This is a genomic window from Flavobacterium faecale (assembly GCF_048320115.1).
In the GTDB taxonomy this organism is placed as follows: Bacteria; Bacteroidota; Bacteroidia; order Flavobacteriales; family Flavobacteriaceae; genus Flavobacterium; species Flavobacterium faecale_A.
Window position 1 is genome coordinate 3104254 of the sequence record NZ_CP182943.1, and the last position, 14921, is coordinate 3119174.

The 14921-nt window shown below is 33.2% G+C and carries 16 protein-coding genes; 9 read left to right on the forward strand and 7 right to left on the reverse strand.

Annotation, left to right across the window (positions count from 1 at the left end; genetic code table 11):
* Positions 1 to 3: 3 nt before the first annotated feature.
* The 8 genes from hisA to ACNH59_RS12800 all read left to right on the forward strand — a co-directional run bounded on the left by hisA (position 4) and on the right by ACNH59_RS12800 (position 8561).
* On the forward strand, positions 4 to 729 hold the full coding sequence (gene hisA, locus ACNH59_RS12765; RefSeq protein WP_418262913.1) for a 1-(5-phosphoribosyl)-5-[(5-phosphoribosylamino)methylideneamino]imidazole-4-carboxamide isomerase: 726 nt from the start codon (positions 4 to 6) through the stop codon (positions 727 to 729).
* A 69-nt stretch (positions 730 to 798) separates the two neighbouring features.
* Positions 799 to 1554 carry an imidazole glycerol phosphate synthase subunit HisF gene (gene hisF, locus ACNH59_RS12770; RefSeq protein ID WP_418262914.1) on the forward strand — a complete coding sequence of 252 codons (756 nt, stop codon included), beginning with the start codon at positions 799 to 801 and terminating at the stop codon, positions 1552 to 1554.
* A gap of 76 nt (positions 1555 to 1630) precedes the next feature.
* Positions 1631 to 2230: a bifunctional phosphoribosyl-AMP cyclohydrolase/phosphoribosyl-ATP diphosphatase HisIE gene (hisIE, locus tag ACNH59_RS12775; RefSeq protein WP_418262915.1), complete on the forward strand. Its 600-nt coding sequence runs from the start codon at positions 1631 to 1633 to the stop codon at positions 2228 to 2230.
* A 123-nt stretch (positions 2231 to 2353) separates the two neighbouring features.
* Positions 2354 to 3487: an alpha/beta hydrolase gene (locus tag ACNH59_RS12780; protein ID WP_418262916.1), complete on the forward strand. Its 1134-nt coding sequence runs from the start codon at positions 2354 to 2356 to the stop codon at positions 3485 to 3487.
* 9 nt (positions 3488 to 3496) lie between these two features.
* Positions 3497 to 4918 carry a leucyl aminopeptidase family protein gene (locus ACNH59_RS12785; RefSeq protein WP_418262917.1) on the forward strand — a complete coding sequence of 474 codons (1422 nt, stop codon included), beginning with the start codon at positions 3497 to 3499 and terminating at the stop codon, positions 4916 to 4918.
* A 3-nt stretch (positions 4919 to 4921) separates the two neighbouring features.
* Positions 4922 to 6136 (forward strand): ATP-grasp domain-containing protein, encoded by a 1215-nt coding sequence (locus ACNH59_RS12790; RefSeq protein ID WP_418262918.1) that lies wholly within the window; start codon positions 4922 to 4924, stop codon positions 6134 to 6136.
* Positions 6137 to 6156: 20 nt separating this feature from the next.
* Entirely contained in the window at positions 6157 to 7812 is a 1656-nt protein-coding gene (locus ACNH59_RS12795; protein WP_418262919.1) for a M1 family metallopeptidase, read from the forward strand.
* A gap of 50 nt (positions 7813 to 7862) precedes the next feature.
* Positions 7863 to 8561, forward strand: a complete 699-nt coding sequence (locus ACNH59_RS12800; RefSeq protein WP_418262920.1) for a DUF4240 domain-containing protein — start codon at positions 7863 to 7865, stop codon at positions 8559 to 8561.
* A gap of 5 nt (positions 8562 to 8566) precedes the next feature.
* On the opposite strand, the gene ACNH59_RS12805 is transcribed toward ACNH59_RS12800, so the two are convergent.
* The 6 genes from ACNH59_RS12805 to ACNH59_RS12830 form a co-directional block, all read right to left on the reverse strand.
* Positions 8567 to 9757, reverse strand: coding sequence for a hypothetical protein (locus ACNH59_RS12805; RefSeq protein ID WP_418262921.1), 1191 nt, complete (start codon positions 9755 to 9757; stop codon positions 8567 to 8569).
* 15 nt (positions 9758 to 9772) lie between these two features.
* On the reverse strand, positions 9773 to 10606 hold the full coding sequence (locus ACNH59_RS12810; RefSeq protein ID WP_418262922.1) for a type 1 glutamine amidotransferase: 834 nt from the start codon (positions 10604 to 10606) through the stop codon (positions 9773 to 9775).
* Positions 10607 to 10648: 42 nt separating this feature from the next.
* Positions 10649 to 11755: a carboxylate-amine ligase gene (locus tag ACNH59_RS12815; RefSeq protein WP_418262923.1), complete on the reverse strand. Its 1107-nt coding sequence runs from the start codon at positions 11753 to 11755 to the stop codon at positions 10649 to 10651.
* 57 nt (positions 11756 to 11812) lie between these two features.
* Positions 11813 to 12760: an ATP-grasp domain-containing protein gene (locus tag ACNH59_RS12820; protein ID WP_418262924.1), complete on the reverse strand. Its 948-nt coding sequence runs from the start codon at positions 12758 to 12760 to the stop codon at positions 11813 to 11815.
* A 41-nt stretch (positions 12761 to 12801) separates the two neighbouring features.
* On the reverse strand, positions 12802 to 13515 hold the full coding sequence (locus ACNH59_RS12825; RefSeq protein WP_418262925.1) for an esterase family protein: 714 nt from the start codon (positions 13513 to 13515) through the stop codon (positions 12802 to 12804).
* Between the two features lie 155 nt (positions 13516 to 13670).
* Entirely contained in the window at positions 13671 to 14075 is a 405-nt protein-coding gene (locus ACNH59_RS12830; RefSeq protein ID WP_418262926.1) for a glyoxalase, read from the reverse strand.
* A gap of 65 nt (positions 14076 to 14140) precedes the next feature.
* Here ACNH59_RS12830 and ACNH59_RS12835 point away from each other — a divergent pair, with 65 nt between their 5' ends.
* A complete protein-coding gene (locus ACNH59_RS12835) occupies positions 14141 to 14527 on the forward strand; it encodes an acyl-CoA thioesterase (protein ID WP_418262927.1) in 387 nt (128 codons plus the stop codon).
* 67 nt (positions 14528 to 14594) lie between these two features.
* Here the strand turns inward: ACNH59_RS12835 and ACNH59_RS12840 are convergent, their stop codons facing one another.
* Positions 14595 to 14879: a DUF3817 domain-containing protein gene (locus ACNH59_RS12840; protein WP_418262928.1), complete on the reverse strand. Its 285-nt coding sequence runs from the start codon at positions 14877 to 14879 to the stop codon at positions 14595 to 14597.
* Between the last annotated feature and the right edge of the window lie 42 nt (positions 14880 to 14921).

Genomic DNA, 14921 nt, shown 5'->3' on the forward strand with positions numbered 1-14921 from the left:
ATCATGAGAATAATACCAGCCATAGACATCATCGACGGAAAATGTGTTCGTTTGTCAAAAGGAGATTACAATACTAAAATTATATATAACGAAAATCCGTTAGAAGTTGCCAAAGAATTTGAAGCACACGGAATAGAATATTTGCATTTGGTGGATTTAGATGGAGCGAAGTCAAGTAAGATTGTAAACCATAAAATATTGGAACAAATTGCTACTAAAACCAGTTTGAAAATTGATTTTGGTGGTGGTTTAAAAGCGGATTCCGATTTGAAAATTGCTTTTGAAAGTGGTGCCAACCAAATCACAGGTGGAAGTATAGCAGTGAAAAACCGTGCTATTTTTGAACAGTGGATTGCGAAATTTGGAGCCGATAAAATTATTTTAGGTGCTGATGCCAATAACGAAAAAGTAGCGGTTTCAGGTTGGTTAGAAGAATCAAACGAAGATTTAGTACCTTTTATTCAAAACTATCAGTCAAAAGGAATAGAATACGTAATTTGTACCGATATTGCTAAAGATGGAATGTTGGAAGGACCAAGTTTTGATTTGTATTCTAAAATATTGAGTCAAGCCAAAGGATTAAAATTAATCGCTTCGGGTGGAATTTCAACTTTTGATGAATTACCTAAATTAGCTGAAATAGGCTGTGAAGGAACCATCATCGGAAAAGCAATTTACGAAGGAAGAATTTCGTTGAAACAATTAGAGAATTATATAATAAGTTTATAGTTTGTTGTTTATGGTTTGTTGTTAACAGCGATAAACCATAAACTATAAACCACTAACAATAAACAATACATGCTTACAAAAAGAATCATACCTTGTCTTGATATCAAAAACGGAAGAACTGTTAAAGGCGTAAATTTCGTAGATTTACGAGATGCAGGTGACCCAGTAGAATTGGCTAAAATCTATTCCGATGAAGGTGCCGATGAATTGGTGTTTTTGGATATCTCAGCCACTGAAGAACGCAGACGTACTTTATTTGATTTAGTTCGAAAAGTAGCTGCCACGATTAATATTCCGTTTACTGTAGGTGGTGGAATTTCGGCTGTGGAAGATGTGGAAGTCTTGTTGCAAAACGGTGCAGATAAAGTCTCTATCAATTCCTCGGCGGTTAAAAATCCGCAGTTGATTAATGATTTGGCTCAAAAATTTGGTAGTCAGTGTGTGGTAGTAGCCATAGATGCTAAACAAATTGATGGCGAATGGATAGTGCATTTAGTAGGTGGAAAAGTACCAACCGAATTAAATTTATTTGATTGGGCAAAAGAAGTAGAACAGCGAGGAGCGGGAGAAATTCTATTCACTTCCATGAATCACGATGGAACCAAAAACGGATTTGCTAATGAAGCTTTGGCTAAATTATCGAGTTTGGTAAATATTCCGATTATCGCATCAGGTGGAGCGGGCAACGTACAACATTTTGTTGATACTTTTGTCGAAGGTAAATCGGATGCAGCCTTAGCCGCTAGTGTGTTTCATTTTAAAGAAATTGAAATAAAAGCGTTGAAAAAAGAACTAAAAAATAATAACATTGAGGTTCGAATATAGAGGTACGAATTACGAAGTCTAAAAACTTTTAATTTCTAACTTCTAATTTCTAACTTCTAATCTCAAACTTTAAATAATGGAAATAGATTTTTCAAAAAGTGCCCACGGATTAATTCCAGCCATCATACAAGATAGTGAAACGAAAAACGTATTGATGCTAGGCTACATGAATGCCGAAGCGTATCAAAAAACCATCGAAACAGGAAAAGTAACTTTCTACAGCCGTTCTAAACAAAGACTTTGGACCAAAGGCGAGGAGAGTGGCAACTTTTTAAACTTAGTTGACATCAAGAACGATTGTGATGGAGATACTTTTTTAATTCAGGCGAAACCAGTGGGACCAACTTGTCATACAGGAGCTGATACTTGCTGGCAAACGCCCAATAATCCTAATTACGGATTTATTTCAGATTTAGAATCAACTATTCAATCTAGAATCGAAAATGCGGATTCAGAAAAGAGTTATGTAGCTTCTCTTTTTGCAAAGGGAATCAATAAAGTCGCTCAAAAAGTAGGAGAAGAAGCAGTTGAAGTAGTTATCGAAGCTAAGGATTCGAATGATGAATTGTTTTTGAGTGAAAGTGCTGATTTACTATTTCATTATTTAATGCTTTTGCAAGCCAAAGGTTTTAAAATAAATGATGTGATATCTGTTTTGAAAAGTCGTCAAAAATAAAAATACACTCGTTAAATGTGTTAAACCCAATAGTTTTAAAATTAACTATTGGGTTTTCTAATTTTAGCTTATAAAAACTATCTTTACATTCTCGTTAAAATTACCCTTTGAATTTTGTAAAAAATGGAATCTGATAATACCACAATTGAAAATAAAAACACACTTCTTACAAATAAAAATAGTCTTTGTATTTTACTTACAACTGATGAAATAGACAGACGTCCGATTTATATAGCAGGGAATTTCAATAATTGGAATACTCAAGATCCGAATTGTGTATTAGAGCAATTTGGAGAAAATAGCTATCGTTACGAATTTAACCTTGACTTTACATACCCGGAACCTCTTTTGTATAAATTTACAAAAGGAGATTGGAGTGCGGTTGAAATTGGTGAAAATGAAGAAATAACACCAAATAGATCAACCTATTTAAAATCCGGTGTACAAATGGAATATGTACCAAAGTGGAGAAGAAACTGGTTACCATTCAAACCTAATTTTTTACCTCAAGTGGTTTTACTTTCTGATGAATTTGAAATTCCGCAATTGAAAACAACGCGAAAAGTTTGGGCTTTACTACCTCACGATTATGACGATAGTGAAGAAAGATATCCAGTGATGTATTTACAGGATGCTCAAAATTTGTTTAATGAAGACGCCCTTTATGGTAATTGGGAAATTGATAAAAAATTAGCCGTTATGGCTGAGTATCAAATTGGGAAAATTATAATAATTGCTGTTGAACATGCTGATGATAATCGAAATAAGGAATACAGTGTAGGGAAAACTGTTTTAGGAAAAGGTCAAGGGAAAAAATACATTCGTTTTTTAACGGAAACTTTGAAACCCTATGTAGATGCAAATTTTAGAACTAAAACAGATAGAAAAAATACAGGTATAGGAGGGAGTTCGATGGGAGGGCTAATCAGTATTTTTAGTGGATTGAGAAAACCTGAGGTTTTTGGAAAATTAATGATTTTTTCACCTTCTTTGTGGGTAGTACCACAGTTAAAAATTGATGTGGAAGTTGAAAATACCGACGATACAAAAATTTATCTTTATGCTGGTGGTGAAGAAAGTGAGCAAATGGTAGAACAAGTTGAAAAGTTTAAAGAACGTGTGTTGAATAGTCAGTTTGTGAAAGATAAAATGAAAATTAATCTGAGCATTAATAAATTAGGTACACACAATGAAACCTATTGGAGTGATGAATTTCCTAAAGCCATAGAATGGTTGTTTTTTAGCAATAAAGACTAAATCAAAAATATGAAGACAAAACAGTTGAAGGATTTAAAAGGATTTATAGGAACTATTGTGATTCCTGTCTGTGAAACTAGTGACACTTTCGTTTCTTTTGAAAATGTTTCCGTATCGTCCAAAATTTTCAATGGTAAAAAAGATACACTTTATTTGTCTGAGCAAAATGGAAGTATATATGTTTTTGTTGGAATAGGAAAAGATACTGACTATAAAGACTTAAAAACCATTTTTAGACGCATTGCCAAAAATCAAAAAACTTTTTTAGATGAAAAAGTAGCGTTGTTTATTCCTTCTGAAACTGATGAGATGGAGGTTGAAGCTATGGTTTCTGGTTTATTTTTGGGGACTTATAACATAGGTCATTTTAAAGGTAACGATCTACATCCTTTTTTAAAAACTAATTTTGAAATACATATTTTAAGTAACAGAGATTTTAGTTCTATAGTTAATAGAGCCTTCAAAATAGCAAGAGCACAATTGGAGACCTTGGCTTTGGTTGATTTACCTCCAAACATTGTAAATCCAAAATATTTGTCTCTATGGGCTCAAGATAAAGGTGTTAATTTTGGTTTTGAAGTTAAAATTTTAGGTCGTGAAGCCTGTGAAATTGAGTGCCTAGGAGCTTTTTTAGCTGTTGGTAAAGGAAGTGAGAATGACCCTCAGTTTGTTATAATGAATTACGAGCCAAGAGTCAGTAGTCCAGATTTAAAACATATAGGACTAGTTGGTAAAGGAATTACTTTTGATACAGGCGGACTTAATATTAAAACGACAGGAATGCTCCATATGAAATGTGATATGGCAGGCGCTGCTGCTGTTTTAGGAACCATGCAATTGATTGCTGATTTACAATTGCCTATAAAAGTAACAGCAATAGTTCCTTGTGCAGAGAATTCTGTAGATGCAAAATCTTTTTTTCCAAGTGATGTTATAACGAGTTATAGCGGTAAAACTATTGAGATCATTGATACTGATGCCGAAGGTCGTTTGGTTTTGGCAGACGGTTTATCCTATTTGATTAAAAATTATAATCCAGAATATATTATAGATGTAGCGACTTTGACAGGAAGTGCTGTGGGGACCTTTGGTTATGAATGTGCTGCTTTGTTTACAAATAATGAAGATATTTCTAATAAAATACAAGCTGCAGGAAATTTCGTGGGTGAAAGATTGTGGCCTTTGCCTTTGTGGGATGCCTATAAATCTGATATAGAGAGTGAAATTGCTGATGTTAAGAATTTTAGTGGTAAACCTGTAGCAGGAGCCATTAGTGCAGCTAAATTTTTAGAGTTTTTTACTAACGAACACCCTGCTTGGGCACATCTTGATATTGCAGGAGTGGCTTTTGGAGATAGTGAATTTGCAAAAACCAAACATGCAACCGCTTATGGTGTTCATTTATTGACTAAATTCATAGAAAATTTATAGTCTATGCCTCCATCCAAAACTTTTGTTTGTATATCAAATTTTTATAAAGGAACAGATTTTCTAACCCACTTACATCAATTAGGAAATACAATTTACTTGGTAACAAGTGAAAAAATGAAAGAGAAACCTTGGCCTACAGAGGCGATCGAAGAAATATTCTATATGCCAGGTCAAGATGTCGATTGGAATTTAGAACATTTATTGCTGGGAATTGGAAATTTAATGAAATCCAAAAAGATTGATGCTATTGTGGCTTTGGATGATTTTGATGTTGAAAAAGCCACTTATTTGAGGGAAAACCTTCGTATCGACGGAATGGGGCAGACAACAGGGCGTTATTTTCGAGATAAATTGGCCATGCGTATGCGATCTAAAAGTTGTGGTATTCCTATTCCAGCTTTTGTTTCATTATTTAACGATAATGATATTAACACTTTTTTAGAGGCTGTTCCCGCTCCCTGGATTTTAAAACCTAGATCAGAAGCCTCTTCATTAGGTATTGTTAAGTTAGAAGATAAAGAATCGGCTTGGATTCATATTAACGGCATGGGAAACAATCGATTTAAATACTTATTGGAAGAATTTATCCCTGGAGATGTATATCATTGTGATAGCTTGATAAAAGATAAATCGATACTTTTTAGTTTAAGTTCGCAATATTTAGCCACTCCTTTAGAGATTTCACAAGAAGGTGGTATATTTAGAAGCGCAACAGTTGTGAAAAATTCTGAGGATGACAAACGTATCAATGCTTTAAATGAACAAGTAATCAAGGGTTTTGGACTCAAACATGGCGTTTCTCATACTGAGTTTATTAAATCAAAAAAAACAGCTGAAATTTATTTCCTAGAGACTTCCTCAAGAGTAGGAGGGGCGCATTTAGCAGAAATGGTTGAAGCTGCTTCAGGTGTTAACTTATGGAAAGAATGGGCTTGCATTGAAGATGCTTTAGTAAAAGCCAACGAATATGCTATACCTGAAACCATTGAGGAAAATGCTGGAATAGTATTGACATTGGCACACGAAAAACATCCTGATTTATCTTCTTTTTCAGATCCAGAAATTTGTTTTATTGTTCCCTTAGAATTTCATGTAGGATTGATCGTGAAATCTCAAAGTCACAATCGTATTCGTGAACTTTTAGACGATTATACAGAACGATTGGCCAATGGTTTTTCAGCGATTGGTGTTCAGAAAAAGGTATCAAAATTACATTAAAAAGTAATATTTTAGATTCCATGAAGATTAAGTTGGTTTTTATAGGCCTTTTATTTTTTGTTGCAACTGTTCTATTTGCACAGAAACCTGATTCGTATTTAGGTGTGAATTTTACTCGTCAAGACAGTTTGCGCGGTAGTGTCACCAAGGAAAGAGTATGGTGGGATGTTAAAAAGTACCATTTAAATTTAAAAGTAAGCCCTAAAGATAGTGCTGTCATTGGTTCAAATAAAGTTACCTATGTAGTTTTAAATGAGTATAGTGTCATGCAAATTGATCTTCAGGAACCATTGCAGATTACCAAAATCACACAAAACAGTGCTGAATTGGATTTCACTAGAGACGGAAGTGTTTATTTTGTTTATTTGAAAAAAAAGCAAGAGCAGGGTGCTGTAGAAACATTGACTATTTATTATCAAGGAAAGCCTAAGACAGCTGTACGCGCACCTTGGGACGGTGGTGTGGTTTGGGGAAAAGATGAGAACGGAAAGTCATTTATAGCTTCTTCCTGTCAGGGGATTGGTGCTAGTGTTTGGTGGCCTAATAAAGACCATTTATATGACGAAGTAGAAAGCATGGAATTGAGTATCAATGTTCCTACTGATTTAGTAGCTGTTTCTAACGGTAGATTAAAAAATAAAGAGTTGTTACAAGATGGCACTGCAACGTATAATTGGTCTATTGAGAATCCCATTAATAATTATGGAGTTAATTTTAGTATTGGTGATTACGTTTCCTATTCGGAACAGTTTGTTGGTGAAAAAGGAGTGTTGGATTGCAGTTACTATGTTTTAAAATCTAATTTAACGAAAGCCAAAAATCAATTCAAAGATGTTTCTCGAATGTTAAAAGCATTTGAACATTGGTTTGGGCCTTATCCTTTTTATGAAGACGGTTATAAGTTAGTAGAGACTCCATTTTTAGGAATGGAACATCAGAGTGCGATTAGCTATGGCAATGGATATCGTAATGGTTATCGAGGTATTGATTTGAGTGGAACTGGTTGGGGAATGAATTTTGATTTTATCATCATTCATGAATCGGCTCACGAATGGTTTGGGAACAGTATTACCAATCAGGATCGCGCTGATATGTGGATTCATGAAAGTTTTGCGAGTTATGCTGAGAGTTTGTTTGTAGAGTACTACTACGGAAAAAAGGCAGGTTGTGAATACGTAATAGGCACCAGACAAAATGTAGTAAACGATAAAAATGTGATAGGCTTTTATGATGTAAATAATCACGGCTCAGGTGATATGTATTTTAAAGGGGCGAATATGTTACATACTTTAAGGCAGATTGTCGATAATGACAAGCAGTGGCGAACGATTTTAAGAGGGTTGAATGAGGCGTTTTATCATCAAACGGTCACTACAAAACAGGTAGAGCGCTATTTGTCAAAAGCTATAGGAAGAAATGTAACAGCTGTTTTTGACCAATATTTAAGAGATGTCCGCATTCCTGTTCTAGAGTATAAAATCCAAAAAAATAAGCTATTGTATCGATGGACTAATTGTGTTTCGGGATTTGATATGCCTGTTAGGATTTTTATAAGTAATAAAGGCATCTGGCTTAAGCCAAGTCATAATTGGAAATGTAAGTCAATAGCATCAGAAAAGGTAGGGATTAGGATTGATAACAATTTTTATATATCCGAAAATCAAATTAGAAACTAAAATTGATTAATTTTACCTAGTTATTGAATCATCAACTAGGTTTATTTTTTATGAAAAAAACAACTACTTTTTTATCCGTTTTTTTGTTGTTAACTATGGTTGCTTTAGCACAAAACAGTGCTAAGGTTAAGGAAGTATTGAAAAAAACTACAGTCTCAACTGAGGTAATTCCTGTGGTAGCATTTGATTCTATACATTTTGAAAAATCTTCTGAAATGCTTGATGAAGAGTTGTATTGGAGTATTATTGATAACATGATTAAAGAAAATTTAAGTCAAGAAGATCAAGAAATTTTCATTACAAACCAATTAGAACAATTAACTCCAAAGGAAATTATAGGTTTTAGATTGAGAACGGACAAGTTATTGTTTGATTCTTATACTTCTGATTTATGGTGTGCAGCATATATCATGAATGGAGGAAGTACTGATGGTGGTTTTGATTATTTCAGATGTTGGATAATTTCAAAAGGGAAAGAGGCTTATTATAATGCTAAAGCAAATCCAGACAGTTTGATTAATTTGGTAAATACGGCCCAAGATTCTTATGAGTTTGAAGGTTTTTGGTTTGTGGCAATGAATGCATTTTTAAATAAAACCGACCATGAAATATATAATTATATCGATTATAAAACTTTTGTAACTAATGATGAACACTATCCGTTGTTAACTTTCAATTGGAGTGTGGACGATCCTAAGACCATGGAAAAAATATGTCCTGTATTGTTTCAAAAATTATGGAAAAAATAATGCCATTAATTTTCAAATAACCCAATAGTTCCACCCACCCAGTCTTTGTCTTGGTTGTATTTTACACCAATCATTTCACCTCTGCTCAATCGTGCCAAATTACATAGTAAAGTGGGGTTTGTGTCTCCATTTTTCCAAGTACAAAGCATGCGAATCTCTACTTTTATTTTGTCGTCTGGAGCTTGAAGAATAGGAGTGTAGTTTACTTTTTTTTGTAAAATATATAGTTCTTTATCTGTTACAGCTTCAATATCTTCTTTTTTTACATGAAAAACAACTCCAGATCCTGAGAATGAAAAGAGTGGTTTTAAAACGTAATTTTCTAAATCTTCAGGAATTTCATTTAAATCACTCAGTAATACGGTGTCGATGAAGTATTTTCCTTTTAGCAAAGGAAGAATGAACTTACTGATTCTAAAAAACCAATTGGGATGTCCTGCCCATTCAACATCGAGTTCATCCGTAAAACTGAAATTTAGTTTTAAGTCGGTTCTTAAATTCAATTCGTCAAAAATAACACGATTATATATTCTTTTGATTAAAATTTCCTCTCCAACTTCATTGGTGTAAAACAATTGTTTTCCTTTTTTTATAATTTCGGTTACACATATAGTTTGGACTCCTAAATCTCTTTTGCAGTAATAAAAATCGATTTTGGTATTTTGTTTCTCTGGTTCGATTTCGAGTAAAATAACATTCTCTTTTGGGTGATTGTTACAAATAACTAAATCAAGATTTGCTAAATAATCTTCATTGGACATCGGATTTACAAAAGGAGAAAGCGTGCTTAAAAAGGGGTAATGATTTTTGAATTTTATAAATAAATTATTTTGGTAATTAAACAAAGAAGGAAAACCTTGTACTTCTATAAGTTTTGGAATTAGCTTTCCGTCTTCTTCACAGATACCAAAATCAATGGCAATAAAATTAGTATGATTGTCTTCGTTAGGTACTTTTTTGTTAAGTTCTAATGATTTATTAGTGAGTTCCTTAAATCTAATGCTTTGAATTAAAGCTATAACCTCATTACAGCCTTCGATTAGTTGTGACTTTAATTCTTTAGAAATAAAAAAAGGGGTTTCTGCAATTCTAAATGTAGGTGCATAATCAAAATCAGAAGCAATATCGTCTTTGAAATTTTGATATTTCTCTAAGGTGAATTGGCTATTGAATAACTCCCTGTATTTTGATATCATAAAAAATAGTTGTGATTAATTAGACATGATTTTTTTTGTTTTCATCAAATCATTGATAGCAATTCGAAGGAAATTGGGGATTAAAGTTTCGTTTGTTTTGTAAATTTTATCATCGTCTAATAAATCTTCTAGCATGTTTCTAAATTTCTTTTTCCCTTTCATATTCCGAATTTTGCTTTTGGCTTCTTTGTCTCTTAAATGAGCAATAAAACTTATAGGGTCAGCTTCAGGATGGAATTGTGTACCTACAAAATAATCTGAAAAACGTACTGCCATTATAGCTCTTTCGTATTGAACGTAATCTCTAATTTTTTCCAAAGAAAGTATTTTGGCACCTTTCTTTTTAAAAACTGTTAACTTTGGTTGTACGACTTGATAATCTCTGGAATCAATGGCGTAAAAAGGATCGTCTAAACCTTCAAAAATAGGATCAAGTTGACCGTCAGGGGTTTTATGAATGGTCATAACTCCAAAAGAAGTATCTTTTCTTTTGGTAATTTCAGCTAATCCAAAATGTTTGCAAGCCATTTGAAAAGAATGACAGATAAACAATACATGCTTTTTTACATTGTTTTCAAGATTCCAGCGGGTTAATTCATTAATGAAATGATAATACTTAACCTCCCAATTTCCATCTCCTTCTAATGGATTTCCCGGTCCGCCAGTAGAAATATAGATATCATAATTTTCAATTTCTGGTAGTTCGCATTTGGCTCGTACATCAAAAATATCAAATTTCACTAAGGGTGAAAACCGATTCACTATTTCAATAATACATCTCATCCCTTGGTTAGGCTGGCCGTTATACATGTCTAAAATAGCCATTCTGATTGATTTCTTATTGTTCATTATGTGGTATTTAAAATAAAGTACAAATATAAGTTATTATTTTTAGAGCCCTTTTTTAAATTGTTCAGTGATGTAATCAACGACTTTTTTTAAATCCTTGGTTTCTTCATAAACGGCAAGTTGCTGTGCCGCTCCCGTTCCGTTTTTCAAGATTTCATGAACATAATTTATGTGTTCTCGACTGTCTAGTTCATCTACAACATCATCAATAAAATGAAGTAGTTCCTGAATTAAAATTCGGGTCTCGACTTCTTTTTGCAGCCCAAAATCAATCATATGTCCTTCAATACCGTAACGAGCAGCTCTAAATTTATTTTCCTTGATTAAAGCCAGTCTGTAAATATTGAAACTCATATTACTTTGTTTCATACGGTATAATTTAGCTACTAAAGCCTGAATTACAGAGACGATACACATAGTTTCTTGAACTGTCAAACTCATGTCACAGATGCGAAATTCGATCGTATCATAAAATGGATGCAAACGTAGGTCCCACCAAATTTTCTTGGGATTATCAATACAGTTTGTTTTTACGAGAGTCTCTAAAAATTTATCGTAAGCGGCCGAACATTCAAAGTATTCAGGTAAACCTGTACGCGGAAATTTATCAAAAACTTTTGTTCGGTAGGATTTGTATCCTGTTTGTCTTCCTTCCCAAAAAGGGGAATTTGTTGAGAGTGCAAATATGTGAGGCAAAAAGTAACAAGCTTGGTTCATAATTTGCAAACCGATTTCTCTATTTTCAATTCCCACATGGCAGTGCATACCAAATATTAAGTTGGAGCGTGCAGCATCTTGTAATTCGTTTATAATAGTGTGGTATCGTGGTTCATCAGTTATCGGTTGGTCTTGCCATTTGGCAAAAGGATGTGTTCCTGCCCCCCCCACAATCAAATTTTGATTATCGGCTAGTTCTATAATTTTGGAGCGTAGAAATTTAATCTCTTTCTCAGCTTCCTGTACGTTTTTGCATATATTAGTACCTACTTCAACCACAGATTGATGCATTTCGGCCTTCACTTGTTCTTTTAGAAGTGTTTTAGCTCCGTCTACTATCTTTGATAAATGAGAACGTAGATCTCTTGTTTCAGGATCGATGATTTGGTATTCCTCTTCAACACCTAGTGTAAAAATTGGTAATTTTTTCATTTACATAAAAATTAAAAATATAAATTTAAAATTGGTTGGTTTTTTGGTTGGTTCAGTTTATTGCTGCTTTACAGCATCTTTGATAAAGGTACCCCATTTAAGATTTAATTTTCCAGGTTTTTGTTTTTTTGCAGCCGTAATTGCCATTTTAGCTGCTTCTTCAACCACCCACTCAAAATTATCAGGACCTACTGAGCTTAGTTCAGCATCAGGAGCAGGGTTTCCAAAATCTATAGCATAAGGAATGCCATCACGGACTGCAAATTCTACTGTATTGAAATCATAGCCGAGTCCTTTGCATAATCTTATTGTATAGTCTTTAACGGTGGCTAATAATTTTTTATCAGTAGGAGGGCCATCGTGAACGTATCTCAGGTGATGGGGATTTCTAGGTTCGTATTGCATAATTCTTACTGCTTTACAGCCTAAGCAATATACTCTAAAATATTCAGTAAATACAATTTCTTCTTGTAGCATCATGACAAGTTGCCCTGTTTCTTGATGTTTTTTCCAAAATTCTTCTTTATTTTCAAGACGATAAACGTTTTTCCATCCACCGCCTGCGTAGGGTTTCATATAAGCAGGAAATTGTACATATTCAAAAATTCCTTCCCAGTCCATAGGAAACTTTAAATTTCTAAAGGAGTTTGACGTAGTATCGTCCGGATGTTTGGCAGAGGGGAGGATAACTGTTTTAGGTAATGGTACTCCTAGTGTATCCGCTAAGGAATTATTGAAAAATTTATCATCAGCACTCCACCAAAACGGGTTATTGATGACGTTGGTCCCTGTAAGCGCAGCATTTTTTAAAGCGGCACGATAAAAAGGAACATCTTGAGAAATTCGATCTATGATTACGGCATATTCATTACCTTGGTTTTGAATTACTTTGTCAATTGTAACAGCTTCAGCGATAATTCCTTTTTCATTTTTAGAATTTACTCTGTCGATAAATGCTTGAGGAAAAGTGTTTTCCATTCCAAATAAGATACCAATTTTTTTCATAGTTGTATTTGTCTTTATATTTATTTGATATAGAAATTGGTTTAATGAAATTGAATTCTGGATAAATAGTGAGGAAACATTTCAGTCCATACAGGCCAATCGTGTTCTCGATTTGGTCGGATATCAAACCAATGGGATATGTTTTTATCGTTCAAAATTTTACTTAATTTGAGATTAGCATCAAAACAAATGTCCCAATTGGATGTTCCTAACGCTACATCTATATTCCAGAGTTCATAATCTTGAAGTCCTTGTAAATAATCTTCAGGATTGTTGTAATAAACAGCATCACTATAAAAACCATCCATAAAACTCTTGATGTTAAAAGCGCCTCCCATAGAGAACAAATGACTCACATATCCAGGATGTCTAAAGGTAAAATTAGCAGCATGATAGCCCCCAAAACTACAACCTGCCATCACTACTTTACCTGAAGGAGTATTGTTTTTTACTTTTTCAACAATTTCATGACATATCATTTTATCATACCAAATATGATTAGAGATACGATGCATCGGATGTATATTCTGGTTATAAAAACTATCCCTGTCAATACTATCTGGACAATATATTTGAATCAAACCATTTTCAATAAACCACCTAGCAGATTCAATTAAGCCCCTATCTTTATTCTCATAATAGGTACCCATAGAGGTAGGAAATAAAATCACTGGTTGTCCTGAATGTCCAAAAACCAACATTTCAATATCCCGACTCAGATTGGGAGAATACCATTTAAAATATGCCTCTTTCATGACTTTTTTTTTAGCAAGTATAGCAATAATACAAGTAAAAAAAATCATTTTTTGTTTAACTTTTCATATCCAAATGGATAAAAAATTAACAAATTATTAAAAGGTTAATAAAATTGTATTAGGTTTAAAAAAGTGTTAATAACTAATGTCTTAGGTTAAGAAACTGGGGCTGTATCAAATAATTGTACTTGACTTTTTAATCGTTCAATGAGCATATTCATCATTCGCTTGTTCAAGCTGGAAGAATTCTTAATATACTTTTCATATTCCTCTACTGTAAAAAGTGCAATGACCATTCCTTTTAGAGCGTTCCTGAATTTAATATCCTTTTGAATTGCATTTTCAATGGTGTATAACTTTTTCTCTACAGATTGTGAATAAAAATCATTCTTATATTTTGAAATGTAATTATGAAAAGAAGCTATAAACAAATCGTTTTGTAGTTTTAAAATGGGACGAAGTACTTGATTTTGGAAAATTTCATCCGAGGATGACTGTGTGCTTATTGATCCAATTGATTCTCCTCTAAACTCTTGTAAAAATTGATCTCTTTGACTCATTTTTTATTTAAAAATAGCTAAAAAAACTTTATGAAATAGTATTTTAGCATTATAAAATAAAATTTATGAGATTTCACACAAGGAAGTGGGTCAAACCACAAGATTTGAATCCAAATGGAACTTTATTTGGGGGGCAATTATTAGCATGGATAGACGAAGAATTAGCATTATACGCCATCATTCAGTTAGAAAATTATAGAGTAGTTACTAAAAGTATGTCTGAAATTAATTTTAGAACATCGGCTAGGCAAGGGGACGTTATCGAAATTGGAATTGATGTTGTTAAATTTGGAAATACATCGCTAACTTTAAAATGTGAAGTACGTAATATGATGACTCGGGAAACAATTATTACCATTGACGCAACAACCATGGTAAATTTGGGTGAGGATGGAAAGCCAAAAGCACATGGGAAAACAAAAATTGAATTCGTTAAGGATCGATTAGTATAAAATAAAAAGTTCTAATTCGTAGCATGATAAATACGAATTAGAACTTTAATTTTTGATGCATGTGCAATTATGCAGTTGCTAAATATTTTTTATCAATATAGAATGTTCCAAAAGGAACTAATGAAGCTGCAAGGATTATACCCAAAGTTTTCCAATCCCAGTTTTGGGCATTTTTCAAAAGAACAGCTAAACCAACATAACCAATAAACAATACCCCATGACTCATTCCTATTGGGTATAGTAAGGTGTGGTATAGGTCAAAATTTGTAGGTTTGATAAAAAGCATATTTGAAAATAATGCCAAATAGGAAATTCCTTCTAGTATCGCAGTAACTTTAAAAAGTTTGAACATAATTGTATTTTTTTAATTTGGCGCAAAAATAAGTAATATCCT